The organism is Virgisporangium aurantiacum (assembly GCF_016863635.1).
Taxonomy (GTDB): domain Bacteria; phylum Actinomycetota; class Actinomycetes; order Mycobacteriales; family Micromonosporaceae; genus Virgisporangium; species Virgisporangium aurantiacum.
Window position 1 is genome coordinate 116,983 of record NZ_BOPG01000022.1, and the last position, 19,917, is coordinate 136,899.

The 19,917-nt window shown below is 73.1% G+C and carries 19 protein-coding genes; 13 read left to right on the forward strand and 6 right to left on the reverse strand.

Annotated elements, in window-relative coordinates; genetic code table 11:
• Positions 1 to 139: 139 nt before the first annotated feature.
• From Vau01_RS16765 to Vau01_RS16790, 6 genes are read left to right on the forward strand one after another with little or no spacing between them, the layout of a single operon-like run.
• Positions 140 to 1,147 (forward strand): 3-oxoacyl-ACP synthase III family protein, encoded by a 1,008-nt coding sequence (locus Vau01_RS16765; protein ID WP_203993248.1) that lies wholly within the window; start codon positions 140 to 142, stop codon positions 1,145 to 1,147.
• Positions 1,144 to 1,869 carry a glycosyltransferase family A protein gene (locus tag Vau01_RS16770; RefSeq protein ID WP_203993250.1) on the forward strand — a complete coding sequence of 242 codons (726 nt, stop codon included), beginning with the start codon at positions 1,144 to 1,146 and terminating at the stop codon, positions 1,867 to 1,869. The genes Vau01_RS16765 and Vau01_RS16770 overlap by 4 nt, the downstream gene beginning before the upstream one ends.
• Positions 1,869 to 3,314, forward strand: a complete 1,446-nt coding sequence (locus Vau01_RS16775) for a class I adenylate-forming enzyme family protein (RefSeq protein WP_203993252.1) — start codon at positions 1,869 to 1,871, stop codon at positions 3,312 to 3,314. Before Vau01_RS16770 ends, Vau01_RS16775 begins: the two co-directional genes overlap by 1 nt.
• Positions 3,311 to 5,023 (forward strand): YhjD/YihY/BrkB family envelope integrity protein, encoded by a 1,713-nt coding sequence (locus Vau01_RS16780; RefSeq protein ID WP_203993255.1) that lies wholly within the window; start codon positions 3,311 to 3,313, stop codon positions 5,021 to 5,023. The genes Vau01_RS16775 and Vau01_RS16780 overlap by 4 nt, the downstream gene beginning before the upstream one ends.
• Positions 5,020 to 6,045 (forward strand): cytochrome P450, encoded by a 1,026-nt coding sequence (locus Vau01_RS16785; protein WP_203993258.1) that lies wholly within the window; start codon positions 5,020 to 5,022, stop codon positions 6,043 to 6,045. Before Vau01_RS16780 ends, Vau01_RS16785 begins: the two co-directional genes overlap by 4 nt.
• Complete coding sequence (locus tag Vau01_RS16790; RefSeq protein ID WP_203993261.1) at positions 6,042 to 6,944, forward strand: NAD-dependent epimerase/dehydratase family protein; 903 nt, start codon at positions 6,042 to 6,044, stop codon at positions 6,942 to 6,944. The genes Vau01_RS16785 and Vau01_RS16790 overlap by 4 nt, the downstream gene beginning before the upstream one ends.
• Here Vau01_RS16790 and Vau01_RS16795 read toward each other — a convergent pair.
• The gene (locus tag Vau01_RS16795) at positions 6,889 to 7,725 is read right to left on the reverse strand and encodes an NmrA family NAD(P)-binding protein (protein WP_203993264.1); all 837 of its coding nucleotides are present in this window, start codon (positions 7,723 to 7,725) and stop codon (positions 6,889 to 6,891) included. The two genes, Vau01_RS16790 and Vau01_RS16795, sit on opposite strands and share 56 nt — an antisense overlap.
• 88 nt (positions 7,726 to 7,813) lie before the next feature.
• On the opposite strand from Vau01_RS16795, the gene Vau01_RS16800 reads away from it, so the two are divergent.
• From Vau01_RS16800 to Vau01_RS16830, 7 genes are all read left to right on the forward strand, one after another.
• Complete coding sequence (locus Vau01_RS16800) at positions 7,814 to 8,770, forward strand: AraC family transcriptional regulator (protein ID WP_203993267.1); 957 nt, start codon at positions 7,814 to 7,816, stop codon at positions 8,768 to 8,770.
• Positions 8,771 to 8,800: 30 nt separating this feature from the next.
• Positions 8,801 to 9,295: a SigE family RNA polymerase sigma factor gene (locus Vau01_RS16805; RefSeq protein ID WP_203993475.1), complete on the forward strand. Its 495-nt coding sequence runs from the start codon at positions 8,801 to 8,803 to the stop codon at positions 9,293 to 9,295.
• A 76-nt stretch (positions 9,296 to 9,371) separates the two neighbouring features.
• Entirely contained in the window at positions 9,372 to 10,433 is a 1,062-nt protein-coding gene (locus tag Vau01_RS16810; RefSeq protein ID WP_203993269.1) for a hypothetical protein, read from the forward strand.
• 23 nt (positions 10,434 to 10,456) lie between these two features.
• The gene (locus Vau01_RS16815) at positions 10,457 to 10,666 is read left to right on the forward strand and encodes a cell division protein SepF (RefSeq protein ID WP_203993271.1); all 210 of its coding nucleotides are present in this window, start codon (positions 10,457 to 10,459) and stop codon (positions 10,664 to 10,666) included.
• A 228-nt stretch (positions 10,667 to 10,894) separates the two neighbouring features.
• Positions 10,895 to 11,983, forward strand: coding sequence for a sugar phosphate isomerase/epimerase family protein (locus tag Vau01_RS16820; protein ID WP_203993273.1), 1,089 nt, complete (start codon positions 10,895 to 10,897; stop codon positions 11,981 to 11,983).
• A 47-nt stretch (positions 11,984 to 12,030) separates the two neighbouring features.
• Positions 12,031 to 15,330, forward strand: a complete 3,300-nt coding sequence (locus Vau01_RS16825; protein ID WP_203993275.1) for a ThuA domain-containing protein — start codon at positions 12,031 to 12,033, stop codon at positions 15,328 to 15,330.
• A gap of 137 nt (positions 15,331 to 15,467) precedes the next feature.
• Positions 15,468 to 16,127: a LamG-like jellyroll fold domain-containing protein gene (locus Vau01_RS16830; RefSeq protein ID WP_239151636.1), complete on the forward strand. Its 660-nt coding sequence runs from the start codon at positions 15,468 to 15,470 to the stop codon at positions 16,125 to 16,127.
• A 9-nt stretch (positions 16,128 to 16,136) separates the two neighbouring features.
• Here Vau01_RS16830 and Vau01_RS16835 read toward each other — a convergent pair whose 3' ends face one another.
• Genes Vau01_RS16835 through Vau01_RS16855 form a run of 5 tightly spaced genes read right to left on the reverse strand, consistent with a single transcriptional unit; the run spans position 16,137 to position 19,901 of the window.
• Positions 16,137 to 17,153: a sensor histidine kinase gene (locus tag Vau01_RS16835; protein WP_239151655.1), complete on the reverse strand. Its 1,017-nt coding sequence runs from the start codon at positions 17,151 to 17,153 to the stop codon at positions 16,137 to 16,139.
• A complete protein-coding gene (locus tag Vau01_RS16840; RefSeq protein WP_373320253.1) occupies positions 17,153 to 17,881 on the reverse strand; it encodes a response regulator transcription factor in 729 nt (242 codons plus the stop codon). Before Vau01_RS16840 ends, Vau01_RS16835 begins: the two co-directional genes overlap by 1 nt.
• Positions 17,882 to 17,902: 21 nt before the next feature.
• Complete coding sequence (locus tag Vau01_RS16845) at positions 17,903 to 18,178, reverse strand: hypothetical protein (RefSeq protein ID WP_203993284.1); 276 nt, start codon at positions 18,176 to 18,178, stop codon at positions 17,903 to 17,905.
• Positions 18,175 to 19,281, reverse strand: coding sequence for a molybdopterin-dependent oxidoreductase (locus Vau01_RS16850; RefSeq protein WP_203993287.1), 1,107 nt, complete (start codon positions 19,279 to 19,281; stop codon positions 18,175 to 18,177). The genes Vau01_RS16845 and Vau01_RS16850 overlap by 4 nt, the downstream gene beginning before the upstream one ends.
• On the reverse strand, positions 19,257 to 19,901 hold the full coding sequence (locus tag Vau01_RS16855; protein WP_203993290.1) for a class I SAM-dependent methyltransferase: 645 nt from the start codon (positions 19,899 to 19,901) through the stop codon (positions 19,257 to 19,259). Before Vau01_RS16855 ends, Vau01_RS16850 begins: the two co-directional genes overlap by 25 nt.
• Between the last annotated feature and the right edge of the window lie 16 nt (positions 19,902 to 19,917).

Here is a 19,917-nt window from a genome sequence, read left to right on the forward strand (position 1 = left end):
CCGCCACAAAAGGGCGAGCACAACTGCAAGATCGACGGGATCTTGGCCTTTCGGGGGGCAGCCACCGGGTACCGCGGCCCGCACCATTGAGCTTCTGTACTCACGACCGACCGATGCCCACCCGGAGATGCTGAACCGCATGAGCAACAGATCCACCGGGGTGGGCATCACCGCGGTCGGCGCGTATCTGCCGGAGCGGGTACTGCCGACCGACGCGCTGCAGCAGCGCGTGCAGCGGGCCAGTGGCATCCGGCTGCCCCGTGGGCTGTTCGAGCGGATGAGCGGGATCGCGGAGCGGCGCGTCGCCGGGCCGGGCGAGTACGCGTCCACGCTCGCGGTCGCCGCGGCCGACCGGGCGCTCCGCAGCGCGGACCTCGACCCGCTCGACATCGACGTGCTGCTCTTCGCCTCGGCGAGCCGCGACCTGGTCGAGCCGGCCACCGCGCACATCGTGCAGGCGGAGCTGGGGTCGAGGGCGCACGCGCTCGACGTCTCCAACGCCTGCAACAGCTTCCTCAACGGCATCGACGTGGCCCGCTCGATGGTGCTCGCCGGCCGGGCCGGGCGGGTGCTGGTGGTCACCGGCGAGACGCCGACGCGGGTGATGCGGCCGCGCGTCGACAGCCTCGCCCAGGCGCGGGAGGCGTTCGCGGGGTACACGTTCGGCGACGCCGGGGCCGCCGTCGTGGTCGAGGCCGTCGCGGGCCGGGGGATCTTCGACGTCGACCAGGAGACGCTGTCGCAGCACTGGACGGTCGGCGGCATCCCCGGTGGCGGTTCGCGGCACCCGCGCGGCGACGAGTACACCTACTTCACCGGTGACGGGCACGCGCTGCGCGGCGTTTTCGAGAAGGTCGGCACCGCGATCCTGGACCGGGTGCGGTACCGCACCGGGCTCGACTGGTCCGGCTACGCGAGGGTGCTCGTGCACCAGGTGACCAAGCCGTACCTGGACCGGTTCGTCGAGGTCACCGGCGTGCCGGCGGACAAGCTCGACGTCACCGTCGGCGATCACGGCAATCTCGCCAGCGCCACGCTGGGCGTGCAGCTCGCTCGCGTGTGGGAGTCGCTGGACAGCGGTGACCGGGTGCTGTTCATCGGCCTCGGCGGCGGCGTCAGCGCGATGACGATGGCGTGGGAGAAATGAGTCTCTGGGTGGTGGTGCCCGCCTACAACGAGGCGGCCCGGATCACCGCGACGCTCGACGCGCTCGCGGCGCAGACCGACCGGGACTTCACGCTGCTGGTGGTCGACAACAACTCGCTCGACCGCACCACCGACGTGGTCCGCGCGTTCACCAAGGTGAGGGCGGAGCTGATCGTCGAGCCGCACAAGGGCGTGGGCTGCGCGGTCGACACCGGGTTCCGGCACGCGATCGCGCACGGCGCCACGCTGCTCGCCCGCACCGACGCCGACTGCCTGCCCCGGCCCGGCTGGGTCGCGGCCGCTCGCAAAGCCCTGCACGCGAACCCCGGGCTCGTCGCCGGGCGGATCGTGGCCCGGCGCGACGAGCACGGTCTCGTCGGACGCGCAGTGTTCCGCGTCGTGGTGGCGGTCGCGGCCGGGTTCGGGCGGGTGCGTCCGGCGAACCGCGGCACCCGTTACCTTGTCCCGTACCGGATGCACGCCGGCAACAACATGGCCATCACCGCCGCGCTGTACGAGGCGTGCGGCGGGATGCCGCGTCGCCCGTCACCGACCGACCGCGCCTTCCTCAACCGGGTCCGCCGCACCACGGCCGCAGTGACGCGGTGCCCGGCGATGGTGGTGGAGAACTCGACCCGCCGGCTGCGCGCGTACGGCCTGCGCGGCGCGGCCCGCTGGTACCTCGACGGCGGCAGCAACGGCCTCACCCCGGACCCACGCTGATGCTCGACGAACTGGCAGCGGCCCTGCGCCGCCAAGATTCCGACCGGCCGGCCGTGATCGGCAAGCTCACCCGCGGCGAGCTGGCCGACCTCGCCGACCGGTACGCCGTGGCGTTGCACCACAGTGGACTGTCCACAGGGGACACTCTCGGCATCGCGGTGCGGCCCGGCCCGCGGGCGCTCGCGGTGATGCTGGCCGCGCACCGGCTGGGGCTGCGGGTGGCCGTGCTCGACCCGACCGCCGGACCCGACGTCCTCGTCGGCCGGCTCCGGCTGGCGGCGCCGAGACTCGTGGTGGCCGACGCCGCCGCGCAGGCCGCCGCCGGGTGGGCCGCACCGGTCGCCCGCCGCGCCGGCCTGGCCCTGCCCAGCCTGCGCGCGATCGCCCCGGTGGTCACCGTTGGCCGGCGGCTGCCGGGTTGTGCGCCGGCTCTGGCGGGACGCGACGGAGCGCCGCCGCCGGCCTTCGACGGCGACGGCGACGCGCTCGTCATCTTCACCTCGGGGACGACCAGCCGCCCCCGGGCCGTGGTGCACACGCGGGCGAGCGTCGCCGCCGGTACGCGGGCGGTGGCCGACCTCGTGCGTCCGGCCCCGGGCGTGCCGGTGGTCGGCGGCACGCTGTTCGTGCTCGTGCCCGCCCTGGCGTGCGGGGCGCCGGTGGCGCAGCCGGCCCGGTCGCCGCGCCGGCTGGCCCGGCAACTGGCGGCGATCAGGCCGCAGGCCACGTACCTGACGCCGCCCCAGTTGCGCGCGGCGCTGTCGGCCGGCGCCCGGTTCACCGGCAGTGTCTACAGTGGATCGGCGCCGGTGAGCGCGACGCTGCTGGGCCGGGTGGTGGCGGCGGGCGCCGACGACGCGTACGGCGTCTACGCGCTCACCGAGATCTTCCCCGCCGCGGTCGTGTCGGCGGCGGAGAAGACCGCGTACACCGGGACGGGTGACCTCGTCGGCGCGCCGCTGCCGGGTGTGCGGGCGAGCGTCGACCGGGCCGGTGTGCTCCGGCTCTCGGCCCCGCAGGCCGCCGACCGGTACCTGGGCGAGCCGTCTCTCTCCACTGTGGACACCGGCGACGTCGGGCACGTCATCGACGGCCGGGTCGTGCTCGGCGGCCGGGCGAAGGACATGATCCTGCGCGGGGCCGAGAACATCTACCCGGGGCTGTACGAACCGGCGCTGCACGTGCCCGGCGTCGACCTGGCGCTGCTCGTCGGCGTGCCGGCCGGCGACGGCGACGAGCGGTTGGTGGCCGTGGTGCAGCCGCGCGCCGGCGCGTCCGCCCGGGCCGTGCGGGCCGCACTCGACACCCCGCTGCGCCGGATGGGTTCGGCCCGCCCCGACGCCGTGCTCCTCGCCGACGTCCCCCTGACCGGCCGCTCCCGCAAACCCGACCGCGCCGCCGCGGCCGCATTCGCCACGCGTTACCTAGCGCAGGTCGCGCCATGACCGCCCCCCGTCCCGCGTCGATCTTGCAGTTGTGGTGGCGCATAAAACCGGCCAAGGTGGGGCGAACCCTGGCACCACAACTGCAAGATCAACGCAAGGGGGACGCGGGGGTGTGGGCGCGGGTGTGGGCGCGGGTGAAGCGGGCGCATGCGCGGTACACCGAGGCGAACGGGGATGCGCTTGCCGGCGCGCTGACCTATGCGTTGCTGATCAGTGCGGCACCGTTCGTGGCGTTGGCGACCTTGGCGTTGGGTGGGCTCGGGGTCAGCAGCGGGCAGATCGGGTCGGTGGCGCACCGGGCGGCCGGCGTGGTGCTGCCGGAGAACGTGGCCGCCGCCGTCGACAGCGTGCAGCCCGGTCCGGGGCTGCGGATCGCGTTGATCGGGGCCATGTTCTGGGGCTCGATGCGGCTGATCCGCGCGCTGCGCACCGGGATCCGGGCCACCTGCGGCCAGCCGGCCGGCAGCGGCAACGTCTTCCGCGACGCGGCCCGCGACGCGGTCCTCGGCGTCGCCCTGCTCGCCGCGATGGCGGTCGCCGCCGCCGTCACGGCGTTCGCCGCGTCCGGTAGCTGGTGGGGTCCCCTGGTCAGCCTGCCGGTGGTGGCGCTGCTCATCGCGTGGGCCACCGTGCGGTGCGCGTGGCGGGGCACCGGACGCCCGACGTGGCCGGCCGCGCTGCGCGCCGCCACCGCCGCGGCCGTCCTCCTGCACGTGCTCACGGTCGCCGCCGGGCCGTACTTCGCGGCGACCGCCGACCTGCACGCCGTGGTGTACCGGTCGGCCGGCGCGATCATCGGTGTGCTGGTGTGGTGCAACCTGGCCGCCCGCATCGTCTTCCGCGCGGCGGCGTGGGCCTCCACGGCCGAACCGCCGGCCGAACAACCGGCCGAACCGCCGGCGGCACAGCCGGCCGAACAGGCGGCCGCACCGACGACCGCACCGACGGCAGCGGTTGCGGACCGGCCCGGCGACCTCTGGGTGGTGGTGCCGGCGTTGAACGAGGCCGCGTCGATCGGCGCCACGCTCACGGCCCTCGACGCGCAGACCGACAGGAACTTCACGCTGGTCGTCGTCGACAACGGTTCCACCGACGGCACACCGGAGATCGTCAAAGCCGCGGGAGTACAGCTGTTGACCGAGCCGCGTCCCGGGCCGGGCACGGCCGCCGACACCGGGTTCCGGCACGCGATCGCGAACGGCGCCACCTACCTCGTCCGCACCGACGCCGACTGCGTCCCGGCCCCCGACTGGGTGGCCACCGCGCGGAGTGTGCTCGCCGGCGGCGCCGAGATGGCCTGCGGCCGCAGCGTTCCCCGGCCCGACGAGTCGCCGTCGTGGGCGGAGCGCCGGCTGTTCCCGGCGGCGGTGCGGCTGGCCGCGGTCTACGGCCGGTTCGCCCAGCGCGGTCGCCAGTACCGGACGCCCTACGTCCTGTGCCACGGGCACAACATCGCGATCACCGCCGACCTGTACCAGCGGTGCGGCGGCGCCACCGACACCACGTTGCTCGATGGTTCCGAGGACGTGGAACTCCTGAACCGCGCGCGGAGGCACAGCGACCGCGTGGTCCGGGCCGAGAATCTGGTGGTGTACAACAGCCTGCGCCGGTTGCGGTCCTGGGGGCCGCGCCGGACCCTGCTGTGGTACTGGGACCGCCGCTACCGCCCGGAAAACGACGCGGCAACACACGTGCGGGTAACGGCATGAGCCGGGCGAGGCGCCGCGATCGCCTGGTGTACCTGGGGTCCCATCCGTTCCTGTTCGCGCTGCTGTCCGCCACCCGCTTCGCACCGGCAATGAGGATCGGGCGCACCGTGCTGGTGCACGGCACCGACGGCTACGTCGACGGCCTCACCCGGGTCCGGCTCGACCGCACCGCGCCCGGTAGCACCGGCGGCATCGCCCGGGCCGCCGGCGGCACCGACGTGATGTTCGACGAGAGCGGACCGGAGCACCGCGCCACCAGACGTGCGGTCGGCCGGACGCTGGCCGTGCCCCCGGTGTGGCGAGACGTGCTGCGGCAACGGCTCCGGCCGCTGGCGACGGGCGGAACCGTCGACGTGGTCGCGGTGGCGGTGGAGCTGACCGGCGTCACCGCGCGGGCGTTGCTCGGGGTCGACGCCGACCCCGTCCACCTGGCCGAGTCGGCGCGGCGGGCGGCAGCCGAGGCCGCCCGCGACCATTTCTCGCGCCGGAAACGGGACTCACAAGCAGCGCGCGAACTCGTCGCGTTGGCCGGTTCGGACCGCGGGGCGATGCTCGCCGTGGCGGCCGTCAACACGATGGTCGCCGCGCTGCCCCGGGCCGTCGCGTGGTGCGCCGATGACCACCTCTGGGCCGCCGCCGAGGACGACGAGACCCGCCCGGCGCTCGTCGACGAACTCCTGCGCGTGCTCGCGCCCAGCCCGCTGCTCCCCCGCGTGGCCGCCGGCGACGGACAGGTGGCGGGCAGAGGCGTTCGCGGCGGCGACCGGCTGATCCTCGTCGCGCGGCACGCCGCGCAGGCGCATCACAGGCGACCGTCCATCGTGGACCCGGCGCCGAAGAGCGTCGCCCAACTGGTGTTCGGCGCCGGCCCGCACGCCTGCCCCGGCGCCCGCCTCGCGAAAGCCCAACTCGCCGACGCACTCACCGCCTTCGCCGCGTACCGCCCCGTTGTCGTGAGGGCGAAGGTCGACCGGACGGCGGCGCTGCCCGGATGGTCCACAATGGAGGTTCGGGCCGGATGAGGATCGTCGTCACCGGCGCCAGCGGGTTCTGCGGCGCCGCCGTCGCGCGCGCCGCTGCCGCTGCCGGGCACGAGGTGGTCAGCGTCGGCCGCCGGCCCGGCCCGGTCGGCGTCCACCTGCACTGGGACGCCGAGAGCGGCGACCACCCGCACCTCGCCGGCGCCGACGCGGTGATCCACCTCGCCGCCGCCGTCGGCGATCCCGGCCGGGAGCCGGCGGTCGAGCGCCGGTTCCACCGCGTCAACGTCGACGCCACCGCCCGCCTCCTCGACGCCGCGGCCGGCCGGCCGGTGGTGCACGTGAGCAGCGCCAGCGTCTACGCGCCGGGTGTCCACAGTGGACCGGTGAGCGAGGACGGCCCGATCGGGGATCAGCACACCGCGTACGGGCGCACCAAGGCGATCGGCGACCGCCTCGCCGTCGGCTACGGCGCCGTGGTGCTGCGCCCGCGCGCGGTCTACGGCCCCGGCGACCCGCACCTGCTGCCCCGGCTGCGCCGGGCGGTGCGGGCCGGCCGCGCGCTGCTCCCCGGCCCCGACACCCGGATGAGCCTCACCGCCGTCGAGAACCTCGCCGACGCCTGCGTCGCCGCCCTGGACTGGAAGGGCGGGCCGTACAACATCGCCGACGCCCACCCGTACCCCCGCGACGCCGCGATCCGGGCCGTGCTCAGGGCCCGACCGCTGCACCTGCCCGTGCCGCTGGTGCACGCGGCCGCCGCGCTCGCGGCACAGGTGCGGAAGACGCCGACCCTCACCCGCTACGCCGTCGACCAGCTCGCCAACGGCCTGGTGCTGGACCTGACCCGGGCGACCGAAGAGGGCTACCGCCCGGCCCGCACGCTCACCGACTTCCTCTGGGAGTCGGTCCCCACGCCTTTGCAGAAGCGGCGCGGGTGACGTAGTCCTCGAACGACCCGGCCGGCCGGCCGAGCGCCCGCTCCACGCCGTCGGCGAGGTCGGCGCCGTGCCCGGCCCGGATGTCGCGGTAGACGCCCGTGAGGATCTCCGCCACCACCGGCGGCACACCGCTCGCGACCTGCGAAGCCGTGTACGCCGCAGGTTCGACGTCGACGTGGCGGACAACCCGGCCGGTGGCACCGGAGATGAGCGCGGCGGCCTCGCCGAACGTGAGCGCCCGCGGCCCGGTGAGGACGTAGACCTGTTCGTGGTGCCGGTCGTCGGTGAGGGCCGCGACGGCGACGGACGCGATGTCGTCGGCATCGACGAACGGGGTGCGGCCGTCGCCGGTCGGCAGGGCCAGCGTTCCGCTGAGCACACCGGGCCGCCACATCGACTCGCTGAAGTTCTGCGCGAACCAGGTCGGCCGCAGGATCGTCCAGCCGACGCCGCTCCGCCGCACCGCCTCCTCGACGGGCTTGAGCGGGTGACCGTCGTGACCCGCGCCGCCGGCGGTCAGCAGCACCAGCCGCCGCACGCCGGCATCCACCGCCTCGGTCACCAGGCGCGGCAGGCGGTCCGGGCCGTGTGCGCCCGCCGCCTGCACGTCGGGTTCGACCAGGTACGCGGCGGTGGCACCGGCGAGCGCGGGCGCCCAGGTGCCCGGGTCACCCAGGTCGAACAGCGGGCGCGCCACCGCGCGGACCGGCCGGCCGGCGTCCCGGAGCCTTTCGACGATGCGGCGCCCGGTCTTGCCGGTGCCGCCCAGAATCAGGTTCATCTCCACAAGGTCCAAGGCAACTACGGCCGACCTGGATGATCCATGGGAGAACGTCCGAGGATCCTTTGCGATCGTCTACGGTGGCTGCGTGGACGTCCTCAGCGATCTCCTGTACCGGGCGCGCGCCGGCGAGCCGCTGGTCCGCCAGATGATCGCGCCGCCGCCGTGGGCGATCGCGTTCGCCGACCCGCCGCCGCTCACGGTGGTGGCCACGCTGGGCGGGCACGCGTGCATCCGCCTCGACGACGCGTCACCGACAATGCTGTCCGCCGGCGACATCGCCCTCGTCCGCGACCTGGGTGGCCACACCATCGGCGATTCGCCGGCGACGCCGCCGCAGTCGGTGGTGCGGCGGGGCCGGAAGTACCGCGCCGACACCGGCGAGGAGGTGCCGGACCGGCCGAGCCACGGGCCGCGCACCTACGGCGGCGGCGGGCCCGACGCCATCACGATGATCCGGGGCACCTACCACCTGCGCGGGGCCGTCGGCGACCGGCTGCTGGAGATGCTGCCCCCGCTCGCCGTCGTTCCGGCCGGTCCGCGCACCGGTGCGGCGCTCGACCTGCTCACCGCCGAGACCACCCGCGACGAACCCGGGCAGGACGCCGTGATCGGTCGGCTGCTCGACCTCGTGCTCGTCATGGCGTTGCGGGCGTTCGTCATGGCGTCGCCGGCGGCACCCGCCTGGTACCGGGCGCTGCTGGATCCGACCATCAGCGCCCTGCTGGGCCGCCTGCACACGTCGCCCGAGCAGAAGTGGACGGTCGCCGACCTCGCCGCCACGGCCGGCATGTCGCGCGCCGCGTTCGCCGCGCGCTTCACCGCGCTGGTCGGCGAGCCGCCGCTCACCTACCTCACCGCGTGGCGGATGACGCTCGCGGCGGACCGGCTCGACGACACCGACGACACCGTCGGCGTGATCGCCCGCGCGGTCGGGTACCAGGACGCGTTCGCGTTCAGCGTCGCGTTCAAGCGCGCGCACGGCGTGAGCCCGTCGGGATGGCGGCGCCGGCGCGAGAATGGTGTCAACAGAATCCGGCGCTGAGCGCGTGCACTACCCATGAAGGTCGCCGCCGTGACGTTCGACGAGTACGTCCGCACCCGCGGGCCCGCCCTGGTGCGCCTCGCGTGGCTGATCGCCGGCGACCGCCACCTCGGCGAGGATCTCGTGCAGGAGGTGCTCGCCCGGGCGTACCCGCGCTGGAAGCGGATCGTCGCGGGCGGCAGCCCGGACATGTACCTGCGCCGCATGCTGGTCAACTCGCACGTCTCCTGGCGGCGCAAACGCTCGTCCACCGAGGTGGCCGACGGCGGCGATCGCGTCGAGAGCGCCGGCGACACCGATCTCCAGGCGCGGGCCGCCGAGCGCGACGCGATGTGGCGGCTGATCAACCGGTTGCCCCCGAAGCAGCGGATCACGATCGTCCTGCGCTTCTACGAGGATCTCGACGACGCCTCGATCGCGGAGATCCTCGACTGCTCCCCCGCGACCGTGCGCACCCACACGATGCGCGCGCTCACCACGCTCCGGGTGCTGCACCCCGACCCCGCCAAGGAGACCCTCCAATGACCGAGCACTTGTGCGAGGGAATCATTAAGCAGAGCCCACCCGGTCAGGGCGGCTCACCACGGAGTGGGGAGCCGGCATGACCGAGATCATCTCCGCGGCATTGCGGGACCGGGCCGAGGGCGACATCCACGTCGAGCGGCTGCTGTCGGCCGTCCACACGGGCGTGCGGCGCCGCCGGCGGCGCCGGCTGCTCGGCACGGCCTGCGCGGTGGTTGCGGTGGGAGCGCTGGCGGCGGGCGGCGGCCTGGTTTTTTCGGGGACGCGCGGAGCACCTGTCCGGCCGGCTTCCGTGGGCGATATCGCCCGTCCGCCACGGGTCGACGGGGCACCGGTGGCGGCGTTCACCCCGTCGTCGCTCGGGTCCGACCCGACGCTGTTCCACCTCGACCTCACCGGCCTCGACGGCTGGGGCACGCTGCGGTGGTCGGCCCGGACCGGGTACGAGGACCTGCGCGGCTTCTCCGCCGACGCCGGCGGTGAGTTCTTCGTCGAGGCGAGCCAGGTCCGCGACAAGCTCTCGGGCCAGGGCGGCGAGATCTCGCCGACGGAGGTGAACGGCCTGCCGGCCGAGGCGGTCCGGATCACGAGACCGGACGGGGCCTTCAACCAGGCCGCGCCGCAGGGCACCGACGCCGTGCGCTGGGAGGCGGTGCCGGACCTCTGGGTGCAGGTCGTGGTGTCGGGCGGCCCGGACGTGGCGATGCGGATCGCCGAGCGGGTGCGGCTCGACCGGACGTACCGGTGCGCGGTGCCGTTCCACCTGACCGGGCTGGACGCCCAGGTGCGGGTGGTCAAGTGCGAGACCTGGTTCTCCGGTGGCGAGGCGCTGGGCGGGGTCTGGTTGAACAACGGCTCCACGAGCGTCGACTACACCGAGTACTACGTCGGGATCGGGCGGGCCGAGCCGACGAAGCCGCCGACGGAGTCGATGGGCGGGCGGGCGGTGGCCGTGTTCCCGGCGCAGACCGGCGTCGTCGGTGCGACGGCCCACGTCGAGTACCCGTACGACGGCGGGGTCGGCTTCTTCTTCCCCTTCTACAGCTCCGTCGACGACCCGTTCCTCGCGTTGCTGGTCACGGCGTTCCAGCCGATCACCGACCCCGACGTCAACACGTGGCCGAGGTCGCCGCTGCCGTAGTTCCGGCGTGTCAGACTCTCGCCATGGTCAAGACGGTCCGTCCGCACACGTACGACGACGTGATCTACATCGGCCACTACTTCCGCGAGGGCCTGCCCGTCGTCATGGACCTGACCGCCCTGCCCAACCCCGACGCCCAGGCCTTCGTCGACTTCGCCGCCGGCCTGATCGTCGGCCGGGGCGGCGCCATGGAGCGCGTCGCCCCGAAAGTCTTCCTCCTCCGCCCCACGTAACCGGCGTCCGCCGGGGCCCCGCGCGCACTTTTGACGATCTCGACGGAAGTTTCCTGGGCAAGGAACTTTCTTTTGTCGATGGCTGCCGATACTGTCTAGCGCTAGGCGTAACACCGACGACACAAACCCCCGCAGCGCACCGGTACACGTCAGCCCTCAATCCCTGCACTCCCGCCGGTGTGTTCACCATGCCCGGAAACGGGCGACCGTAGGAGAGGTGGATCCGTCATGCCCGCAGAACCTCAGCCCCGTCCGCGGTTAAGCCGCCGCACCGTCCTCGCCGCCACCGCGACCGCCACGGCGGCGCTCGGCGCGGCCGGTGCGTCGTTCCTGCAGACCGGCGCGCCCGCGATCGCGCACGGCGACCGGCTGCGCGTCGAGCCCCTGATCCCCGAGCGGAACCGCGGGATCATCCTGTACAGCGTGCGCGACCGCATCGCGGCCGCGCCCGACGACAGCGGGGTGCCGTACGGATTCGAGCGGGTGCTCGCCCGGCTCGCCGAGATCGGCTACAAGGAGATCGAGTTCGCCGGTTACAACCAGCACACCTCGATTCTCGGCCGCCAGATCACGCCGGCCGAGATCCGCAAGATTCTCGACGACAACGGCCTGAAGGCCAACGGGACGCACACCCAGATCAACCCCGACACGTTCGAGGCGCAGATGGACATCGCCCAGACGCTGGGCATGGCCAACATCGGCACCGGCAACGACCCGTCGAACAGCAACTACAAGTCGGACTGGGACGCCGCCGCCGACGTGTGGAACGAACTCGGCCGCAAGGCGCGCAAGCGGGGGCTGCGGCTGTACACGCACAACCACGACGCGGCGTACTCGTTCCTGCTCGACGCGGGTCCGCTCGACGCGAACGGCAAGCCGACCCGCTCGTCGGGCGTCCGGCGGCTGGAGTACTTCTTCGGCAAGGCCGACCCGAGGTACGTGTTCTTCGAGATGGACGTGTTCTGGTCGTACGTGGCCCGGTACAAGCACCACACCTTCACCGACCGCAACGGTAACCCGCGCACCGACCTCTTCGACCCGATCCTCACGGTGGCGGCGGCGCCCAAGCGGTTCCCGCTGTTCCACGCCAAGGACGGCAACAAGAACACCGCCGTTCCCAACGGATACGACATGGTTCCGTTCGGCGAGGGCGACATCCAGATGCAGCAGTTCTTCCAGACCATCGGCGAGCGCGACTTCCACCACGCCAACTGGGAGCAGGACACCGCGCCCGGCGGCGCCGCGAACCCCGGCCAGTCGCTGGCGTTCGCCGACCTGAGCTACGACAACATGTCCGAGCTCACGATCTACACGTAGTACCCGCACGACCCGCAAGCCCTGAGTTTTCCTGCCCGGAGGGCTCGATGAAACCTGCCAGAAAGCGGCTGATCTTCGCCGCCGCCCTTCTCCTCCTCCCCGTCCCCGCCATCGCCTCCCCCGCGACCGCCGCTCCGACACCCGACGGTGGCGCCGCCACCGCCGCACCGGGCGACGACCTGACCCCCCACGAGAACGGACCCCGCGCGCTGCGCTCCGACGTGCGCGCGCCGAAGAGCTACAAGGTGCTCGTCTTCACCAAGACCGCGGGCACCCGCCGACCGTCCATTCAGGACGGTGTCAACACGATCAGGGCGCTGGGACAGGCCAACGGTTTCACCGTCACCGTCACCCAGGACGCCGGCGCGTTCACCGCCGACAACCTCGCGAAGTTCCGCGCGGTCGTCTTCCTCAACACCACCGGCAACGTGCTCAACGCGGCCCAGGAGGCGGCGTTCGAAGGGTACGTGAAGGCCGGCGGCGGCTACACCGGCGTGCACGCCGCGGCCGAGACCGAGACCGACTGGCCGTTCTACCAGCAGCTGGTCGGCGCGCGAGCGACCGGCGCCAGCCCGGTACAAAGCGGGACGCTCGACGTCGCCGACCGCGCGCACCCGTCGACGGAGACGGTGCCGCGCACGCTCACGCTGACCGAGGAGTGGTACACCTACTCCGCCAACGTGCGCGGCTTCTCGCACGTGCTGGCCACGCTGAAGAACCAGGCCAACACCGACCAGCCGGCCGCCTGGTGCAAGGACTACCAGGGCGGCCGGTCCTGGTACACCGGGCTCGGCCACTCGATCGAGTCGTACCGCAACAACAACTTCAAGAAGCACCTGCTCGGCGGCATCCAGTGGGCCGCCGGCGTGGTCGAGGGCGACTGCGGCGCCACGGTTCTCGGCAACTACGAGAAGGTGACGCTCAACGACGAGCCCGGCGAGCCGATGTCGCTGGCCGTACTGCCCGACGGCCGGGTGCTGCACAACACCCGCGGCGGCGAGGTGCGGCTGTACGACCCGAACACCGGCGCCAGCCCCGTCATCACCACCGTTCCCGTGTACACCCACGACGAGGACGGGCTGCAGACGGTCTCGATCGACCCCGACTTCGCGACGAACAAGTGGGTCTACATCTACTACGCGCCGAGGCTGAACACCCCGGTCGACAACCCGGCCACGCCGGGCGTCAACGAGGGTGACGCGCCCGCCACGAGCGCCGACCCCACGGTGTGGGACGCCTTCAAGGGCTACAACCAACTGTCGCGGGTGAAGTTCGTGGAGACGCCGACGCCGCACCTCGACCTGTCGACCGAGCAGCAGATCCTGCGCGTCGACACCGACCGCGGCGCGTGCTGCCACGTCGCCGGCAAGGTGCAGTTCGACGCCAAGGGCCTGCTGTACATGACGACCGGCGACGACACCAACGCCAGCGGGAGCGACAACTTCACCCCGATCAACGAGTCGCCGACGCAGGGACCGGCCTACGACGCGCAGCGCTCCGCCGGCAACACCAACGACCTGCGCGGCAAGCTGCTCCGGATCAAGGTGAAGCCGAACGGGACGTACACGGTCCCGGCCGGGAACCTGTTCCCCGAGTACGAGGACTACGACAACAGGACCCGTCCGGAGATCTTCCTGATGGGGCTGCGCAACCCGTTCCGGTTCGACGTCGACCCGTCGGGCATGGTCTACATCGGCGACTACTCGCCCGACTCGCGGGTGTCGAACCCGGCCCGCGGACCGGAGGGCACCGGTCGCTGGTTCACGGCGAACAAGGCCGGCAACTACGGTTGGCCGTACTGCTACTCGCCGGCGCTGCCGTACATCGACTTCGACTTCGCCACGCGCACGTCGAAGCAGCCGTTCAACTGCGGCGCACCGGTGAACGACTCGCCGCGCAACACCGGTCGCACGGTGCTGCCTGCGGTGCAGGACCCGGACTTCTGGTACACGTACGAGGCGCGCACCCCGTGTCCCGGCGCGTACCTGCAGAACCCGCCGACCGCCTGCGACTTCAAGTGGCCGGTGCTCGGTACCGGTGGCGTGGGTCCGCACGGCGGCCCGGTCTACAAGTACGACGCGGCCAACGCGTCACCGACGAAGTTGCCGGAGTACTACAACAACTTCGTCGCCTTCGGTGAGTTCACCCGCGACAAGATGTTCATGATGCGGACCGACGGCAAGGGCAACTTCCTCGGCGTCGAGCAGTTCCTGCCCGGGTTCGTGTTCGACAACCCGATGGAGATGGAGTTCGGTCCCGACGGGAGCCTCTACTTCCTGGAGTACGGCGACGGGTTCTTCCGGGCCAACCCGGACGCCCAACTGGCCGTGATCCGGTACGTGAAGGGCACCCGGTCGCCCGTCGCGGTGCTGACCGCGACACCGACGAGCGGACAGGCGCCGCTGACGGTGCAGTTCTCCTCGGCCGGTTCGTACGATCCCGACCCCGGTGAGTCCATCTCGTTCGCGTGGGACTTCACCAGTGACGGCACGGTCGACTCGGCCGACCCGAACCCGTCGTTCACGTACACCACGAACGGCACCTACACGGCGAAGCTGACGGTCACCGACTCCAGCGGGAAGACGGCGGTGCTCACCCGGGTCATCGTCGTCGGCAACACCGCGCCGACGGTGACGGTGACGACGCCGATCGACGGCACGTTCTTCAACTGGGGCGACGCGATCCCGTACTCGGTCACGGTGACCGATCCGGAGGACGGCACGATCGACTGCTCGCGCGTCACGGTAACGTTCGTGCTCGGCCACGACACGCACGGCCACCCGCAGGGCTCGACCACCGGATGCACCGGCACGCTCACCGCGCCGGCCGACGGTGCCGACCACGCCGGCGGCTACCTGTACGGCGGGATCAGCGCGTCGTACACCGACCTCGGTGGCGGCGGCCAGGCGCCGCTGACCACGGTGGACCAGTCGGTCCTGCAGACCCGGCAGCAGCAGGCCGAGTTCGCGCAGGTGCAGACCGGCGTGACGATCGCGGCCACCACCGACACCGGCGGCGGTTCGCACGTCAGCGGCATCGACGCCGGTGACGCCATCGCGTTCGACCCGGTGAACCTGGGCGGTGTGAGCACGGTGACGCTGCGGTACGCGGGTGGCACGGCCGGCACCCCGCGGGCGACCGTCGAGCTGCGGCTCGACTCGCCGACCGGGCCGGTCGTCGCGACGGCGACGGTCAACGGCACCGGCGCCAACAACGTCTGGGCGAGCCAGGCGGTCCCGGTCAGCCAGGCGGCCGGCACGCACCGGCTCTACCTGGTGTTCACGCCCGTGTCCGGCGGGGCCACCACCGGGCTGATCAACCTCAACTGGGTCCAGTTCGACCCGTAGCGGTCGACCCAACGGGTGGTGTCGTGAGTCGTGAATGGTTCACGGCACCCCCAATGGGTAATTATTAGGACATGCGGGGACTAACCACCTTAATCTTCTCTGTCGCCACGGCCGTGGCCGCCGTCGCGGTCGCGGCCGTGGCATCGGCTCCGGCCGCGCAGGCCGCTCCGGGGACGCCCGTACTGCGGTACTCCTTCGACCAGGCGACGCCGTCCGACGAGTCGGGGCACGGCCACGCGTTGACCACGCGCGCCGTGCGCGGCGGCTCCACCCTTGCCGTCGCGCACGGCACCGGGCAGGCGCTGCGCTTCCCCAAGCACTGCTCGGGGCAGAAGTGCCCGCGGGTCGTGCTGCAGACCGCCAGCACCGACGAGCTGAACCCGGGCACCGGTCCGTTCCGCTACGGCGCGACCGTGCTGCTGCCGAAGAAGCAGACGACCAAGGGCCAGAACATCCTCCAGAAGGGTTACTCGCACGCCGGCGGCCAGTACAAACTGCAGGTCGACGGCAAGGCCGGGCGCCCGAGCTGCGTGCTCGTGGGAACCGGCCGGCACGTCATCCACCAGGCGCGCAGCGCGACGAGCGTCGCTGACGGGTCCTGGCACAGCATCGAGTGCCACCGGTCCGGCGCCGTGCTGACCGTGACGGTCGACGGCACGGTCCGCGGCACGGCGGCGATCCCGGCGAACCTGTCGGTGTCGAACGCGGCTCCGCTGAGCGTCGGCGGAAAGGGCGCCTACGCCGACAACGACCAGTTCCAGGGGACGCTCGACGATCTGTGGGTGGCCCGCGACTGAACCTTGGGATCAAGCCACCGGAAGGTGGACGACGAAGCGGCACCCCGGGCCGACGTTGCTGGCCAGCACCCGGCCGCCGTGCGCCTCGACCAGGCCCCGCACGATGGCCAGGCCCAGCCCGCCCCCGCCACCACCGGGTTGGGCGTCGGGCGTGCGGGCCCGCTCGCCGCGGAACGCCACGTCGAAGACCCGGGCCAGGTCGCCCTCCGGGATGCCGCCGCACGAGTCGGACACCGCGAGCCACGCCCCGTCCGGATCGTGACCGGCGTCGACCCGCACGGTGCCGTCGGGCGGGGTGTAGCGCACCGAGTTCATCAGCAGGTTCGCCACCACGCGCGCGAGCTCCGGCTCGCTGGCCGTCACGGTCGGCCAGCCGGTCTCGGCGGCGACGATCCGGATCCGGCGGCCGGCGGCGACCGGTGCCGTCGCGGCGATCGCGTCGGACACCACGTCGCCGAGCGGCACCCGCGTCATGGCCAGCCGCAGCGCGCCGGCGTTGATCCGCGACAGCTCGAACAGGTCGTCGACCAGCCGGCTCATCCGGTCGGCCTCGACGCGGATCTGGCCGTGGTACCGGGCGACCGTCGCGGGGTCGCGGACCACGCCGTCCTCCAGTGCCTCGGCCATCGCGCGCATCCCGCTGAGCGGGGTCCGCAGGTCGTGCGACACCCACGCGACCAGCTCGCGGCGGCCGGCCTCCGCCTGCCGCTCGCGTTCGCGGGCCTGCGCCGCCCACACCGCCGCGGTGGCCAGCCGCCGCCCGAACAGCAACCCGACCAGCAGGCTCACGGCGGCCGAGGCGACCACGGTGATCAGGACCACCCGCAGGTCGTGCCCGTTGAGGAACATCGCCCGGGCGACTGTGACGACGCCGGCCACCACCGCCGTCACCGTCACCACCAGCAGCAGGCCGACGTGCACGGTCACCGACCTGCCCCGCAGCGGTCGCAGCGCCAGCGCGCCGAGCAGCGCGACCACCGAGCCGGCCGCCAGCGCGTACACCGCGATCAGGACGGTGTCGCCGATCATCCCGGGCCGCCGGCGTACTCGTAGCGGTAGCCGACGCCCCACACGGTGCGGATCCGCTCCGGCGCGGCCGGATCCGCCTCGACCTTCTCGCGCAACCGGCGCACGTGGACGGTCACCGTGGACTGGTCGCCGAACTGCCAGCCCCACACCTTGTCGAGCAGGTCGGCCCGCGACCACGCCCGGCCCGGGTTGGTCAGCAGGAACACCAGCAGGTCGAACTCCCGCACGGTCAGCGCCAGCGGCTGGTCGTCGAGCCGGGCGATCCGCCGCCGCGGGTCCACCACCAGCCCGCCGTCGGAAAGCACGTCGGCCGTGGCTGCGGCCGGCACGGCACCCGACCGCCGGAGCACCGACCGGATCCGCAGCACCAGTTCGCGCGGCGAGAACGGCTTGGCGACGTAGTCGTCGGCGCCGCGCTCCAGCCCGAGCACCCGGTCGGGCTCGTCGCCGAGCGCGGTCAGCAGCACCACCGGCAGCGCCGGATCGCGCCCGCGGAGCCGTCGCAGCACCTCCAGCCCGTCGATGCCGGGCAGCATGAGGTCGAGGACGACGAGGTCGGGCGGCTCCGCGGCGGCCGCCGCCAGCGCCTGCTCCCCCGTGCCGGCCAGCCGCACCTGGCAGCCGTCCTGCTCCAGGTAACGGCACACCACGTCGGCGACGATCGGATCGTCGTCGACGACCAGCACCCGGTGTCCCACGGATCCGACGCTACCGGCCGCGCTCACGTGCGTCCCCGATAGATCTGCTCATGGCCCGGCGGCCCACAGCGAAACCGCGACCACCGACAGCGCCAGGCCGCACAGCGCGACCACCGCGACCGCCGGCCGGGCCGCGCCGGGGACGAACCGCGCGATCAGCGCGCCGGCCGCGAGCACCAGCGGCATCAGCACCAGATCGTGGGCGATCACGACGGCGCCGAGGAACACGACCACGCCGATCGGGTCGAAGTCGACGTCGGTGAGCGCGCCGACCACGGCGAAGCCCATCACGGCGACGCCGACGGCGACGAGCACGCGTCTCATCGGATCTCCCGCACGGTGAGCCGGCCGACCCACTTGGTCTGCAGGACACCGGGCCGGTTGGGGGCGATCAACCGCACCGGATAGCCGTGGTCGGGGTGCAGGACCTCGCCGTTGAGGCGCAGGGCGAGCAGCGTGCGCGGATCGGCGACGAACTCCGGCGGCAGCGTCGAGACGCGGTAGCGACCCCGCGGCTGCAGCGACTCGACGGTCACCGCTCCGATCGGAACGAGATCGCGGACGCGGACACCGGTCCAGGACGCGGTGGCGCTCCATCCCTCGACGCAGGCGATCGGCAGGTCGACGGTGTACTGGGGCATCGCCTCCAGGTCGGCGAGGCTCAGGCTCCTCGATCCGACGACGAGCCGGTAGGCGGGGTCCCGCACGAGTTCGGTCACGCCGGCGGCGGCCGCCGTCCGGTTCACCGCCAGCCCCTGCGGGCCGGCCTTCGGGTCGCGGGGTGCGAGCACCGACAGGCGCGACAGCGGCGCGAGCGTCTGCCCGACGGTGGCCAGGGTGACCACGCCGGCGGCGGCCGCGGTGCCGGCGAGCAGGCCGCGCCGGGTCAGGCCCTTGTCGCGCCCGCCGTCGCGCGACGGCTCGGGCGGCGGTTTCCGGAGCAGGGGCAACTTCACGCCGACGTGCACCAGCAGCGCGCCGATCGCGAGCCACGCCACCCAGTAGTGGCCCGTGGTGAAGAAGAACGGCATCGGCGTGTACCACCGCGCGACGTTGAGGACGCCGCTGACCACCTGGAACAGCCCGGCGGCGACGAGCACCGCGACGCCGGTCCGCTCGGCGGCCCGGGCGATCGTGCGCGCCGGCGGCCACTCGAACAGCGTCGGGTACACCGACCACAACTTCACGCCGAGGAGCGGAACGGTGGCCAGGCCGGTGGCCACGTGCAAACCCTGGGTGACGCGGTACAGCCCGGCCGGCCGCGACGGCCACCAGAACCAGCCGGGCGGATGCTGGATGAGGTGGCTCAGCAGCCCGGTCAGGAAGCAGATCCCGAAACTCACCGCGAGCGCGATCCCCAGGTGACCGGTGAGCCGCGTCGAACGCAGTGTCGACGGGAAGGTCAGTCTCTTACCGTTGCGAACCATCGGCCCGCCTCCGTCCACGTGTCGTCGACGCGGAGCCCCGCCGCCGCCGCGATCCGCCCGATGTCGTCGACGGCCACCGACGCCCAGTTGAACGGGTCGCTCGACGCGCCGTCCCGGTACCGGAGCCGCACCGGGCCGGTCCACGACCGGGTGCCGGGCGCGGTCACCTCCACGTGCGCCGAGCCGCCCGGTGCGAGCAGGTCGCGGCACCGGCGCAGCAGCCGGCGCGGCGCGCCACCGATGCCGACGTTGCCGTCGGCGAGCAGCAGGTGCCGCCAGCGACCGGCGCCGGGCACCGGCCCGAACACGTCGCAACGCAGCGCCGGCACGCCGCGCCGCCGGGCCAACCGGACGGCCGCGGCGCTGATGTCGATGCCCAGCGCGGGGCGGCGGCCGGCGGCGAGAAGGGCGCCGGTGAGCCGACCCGGTCCGCAGCCGACGTCGATCGTCGGGCCGGTGCAGCGGCCGACGAGGGCGGCGTCGCCCGGCACGTCGTCGCGGCACCAGGCGGCCGCGTCGAGCGGGTGTTCGGCGCCACGGGCGTCGGCGAGCGTCAGGCGGATCCGGTGACCGGCACCGGCCCGGCGCAGTGCCGCGTCGTAGACGGTGAGCGCGTTCACGCCGCCACCCCCGCCG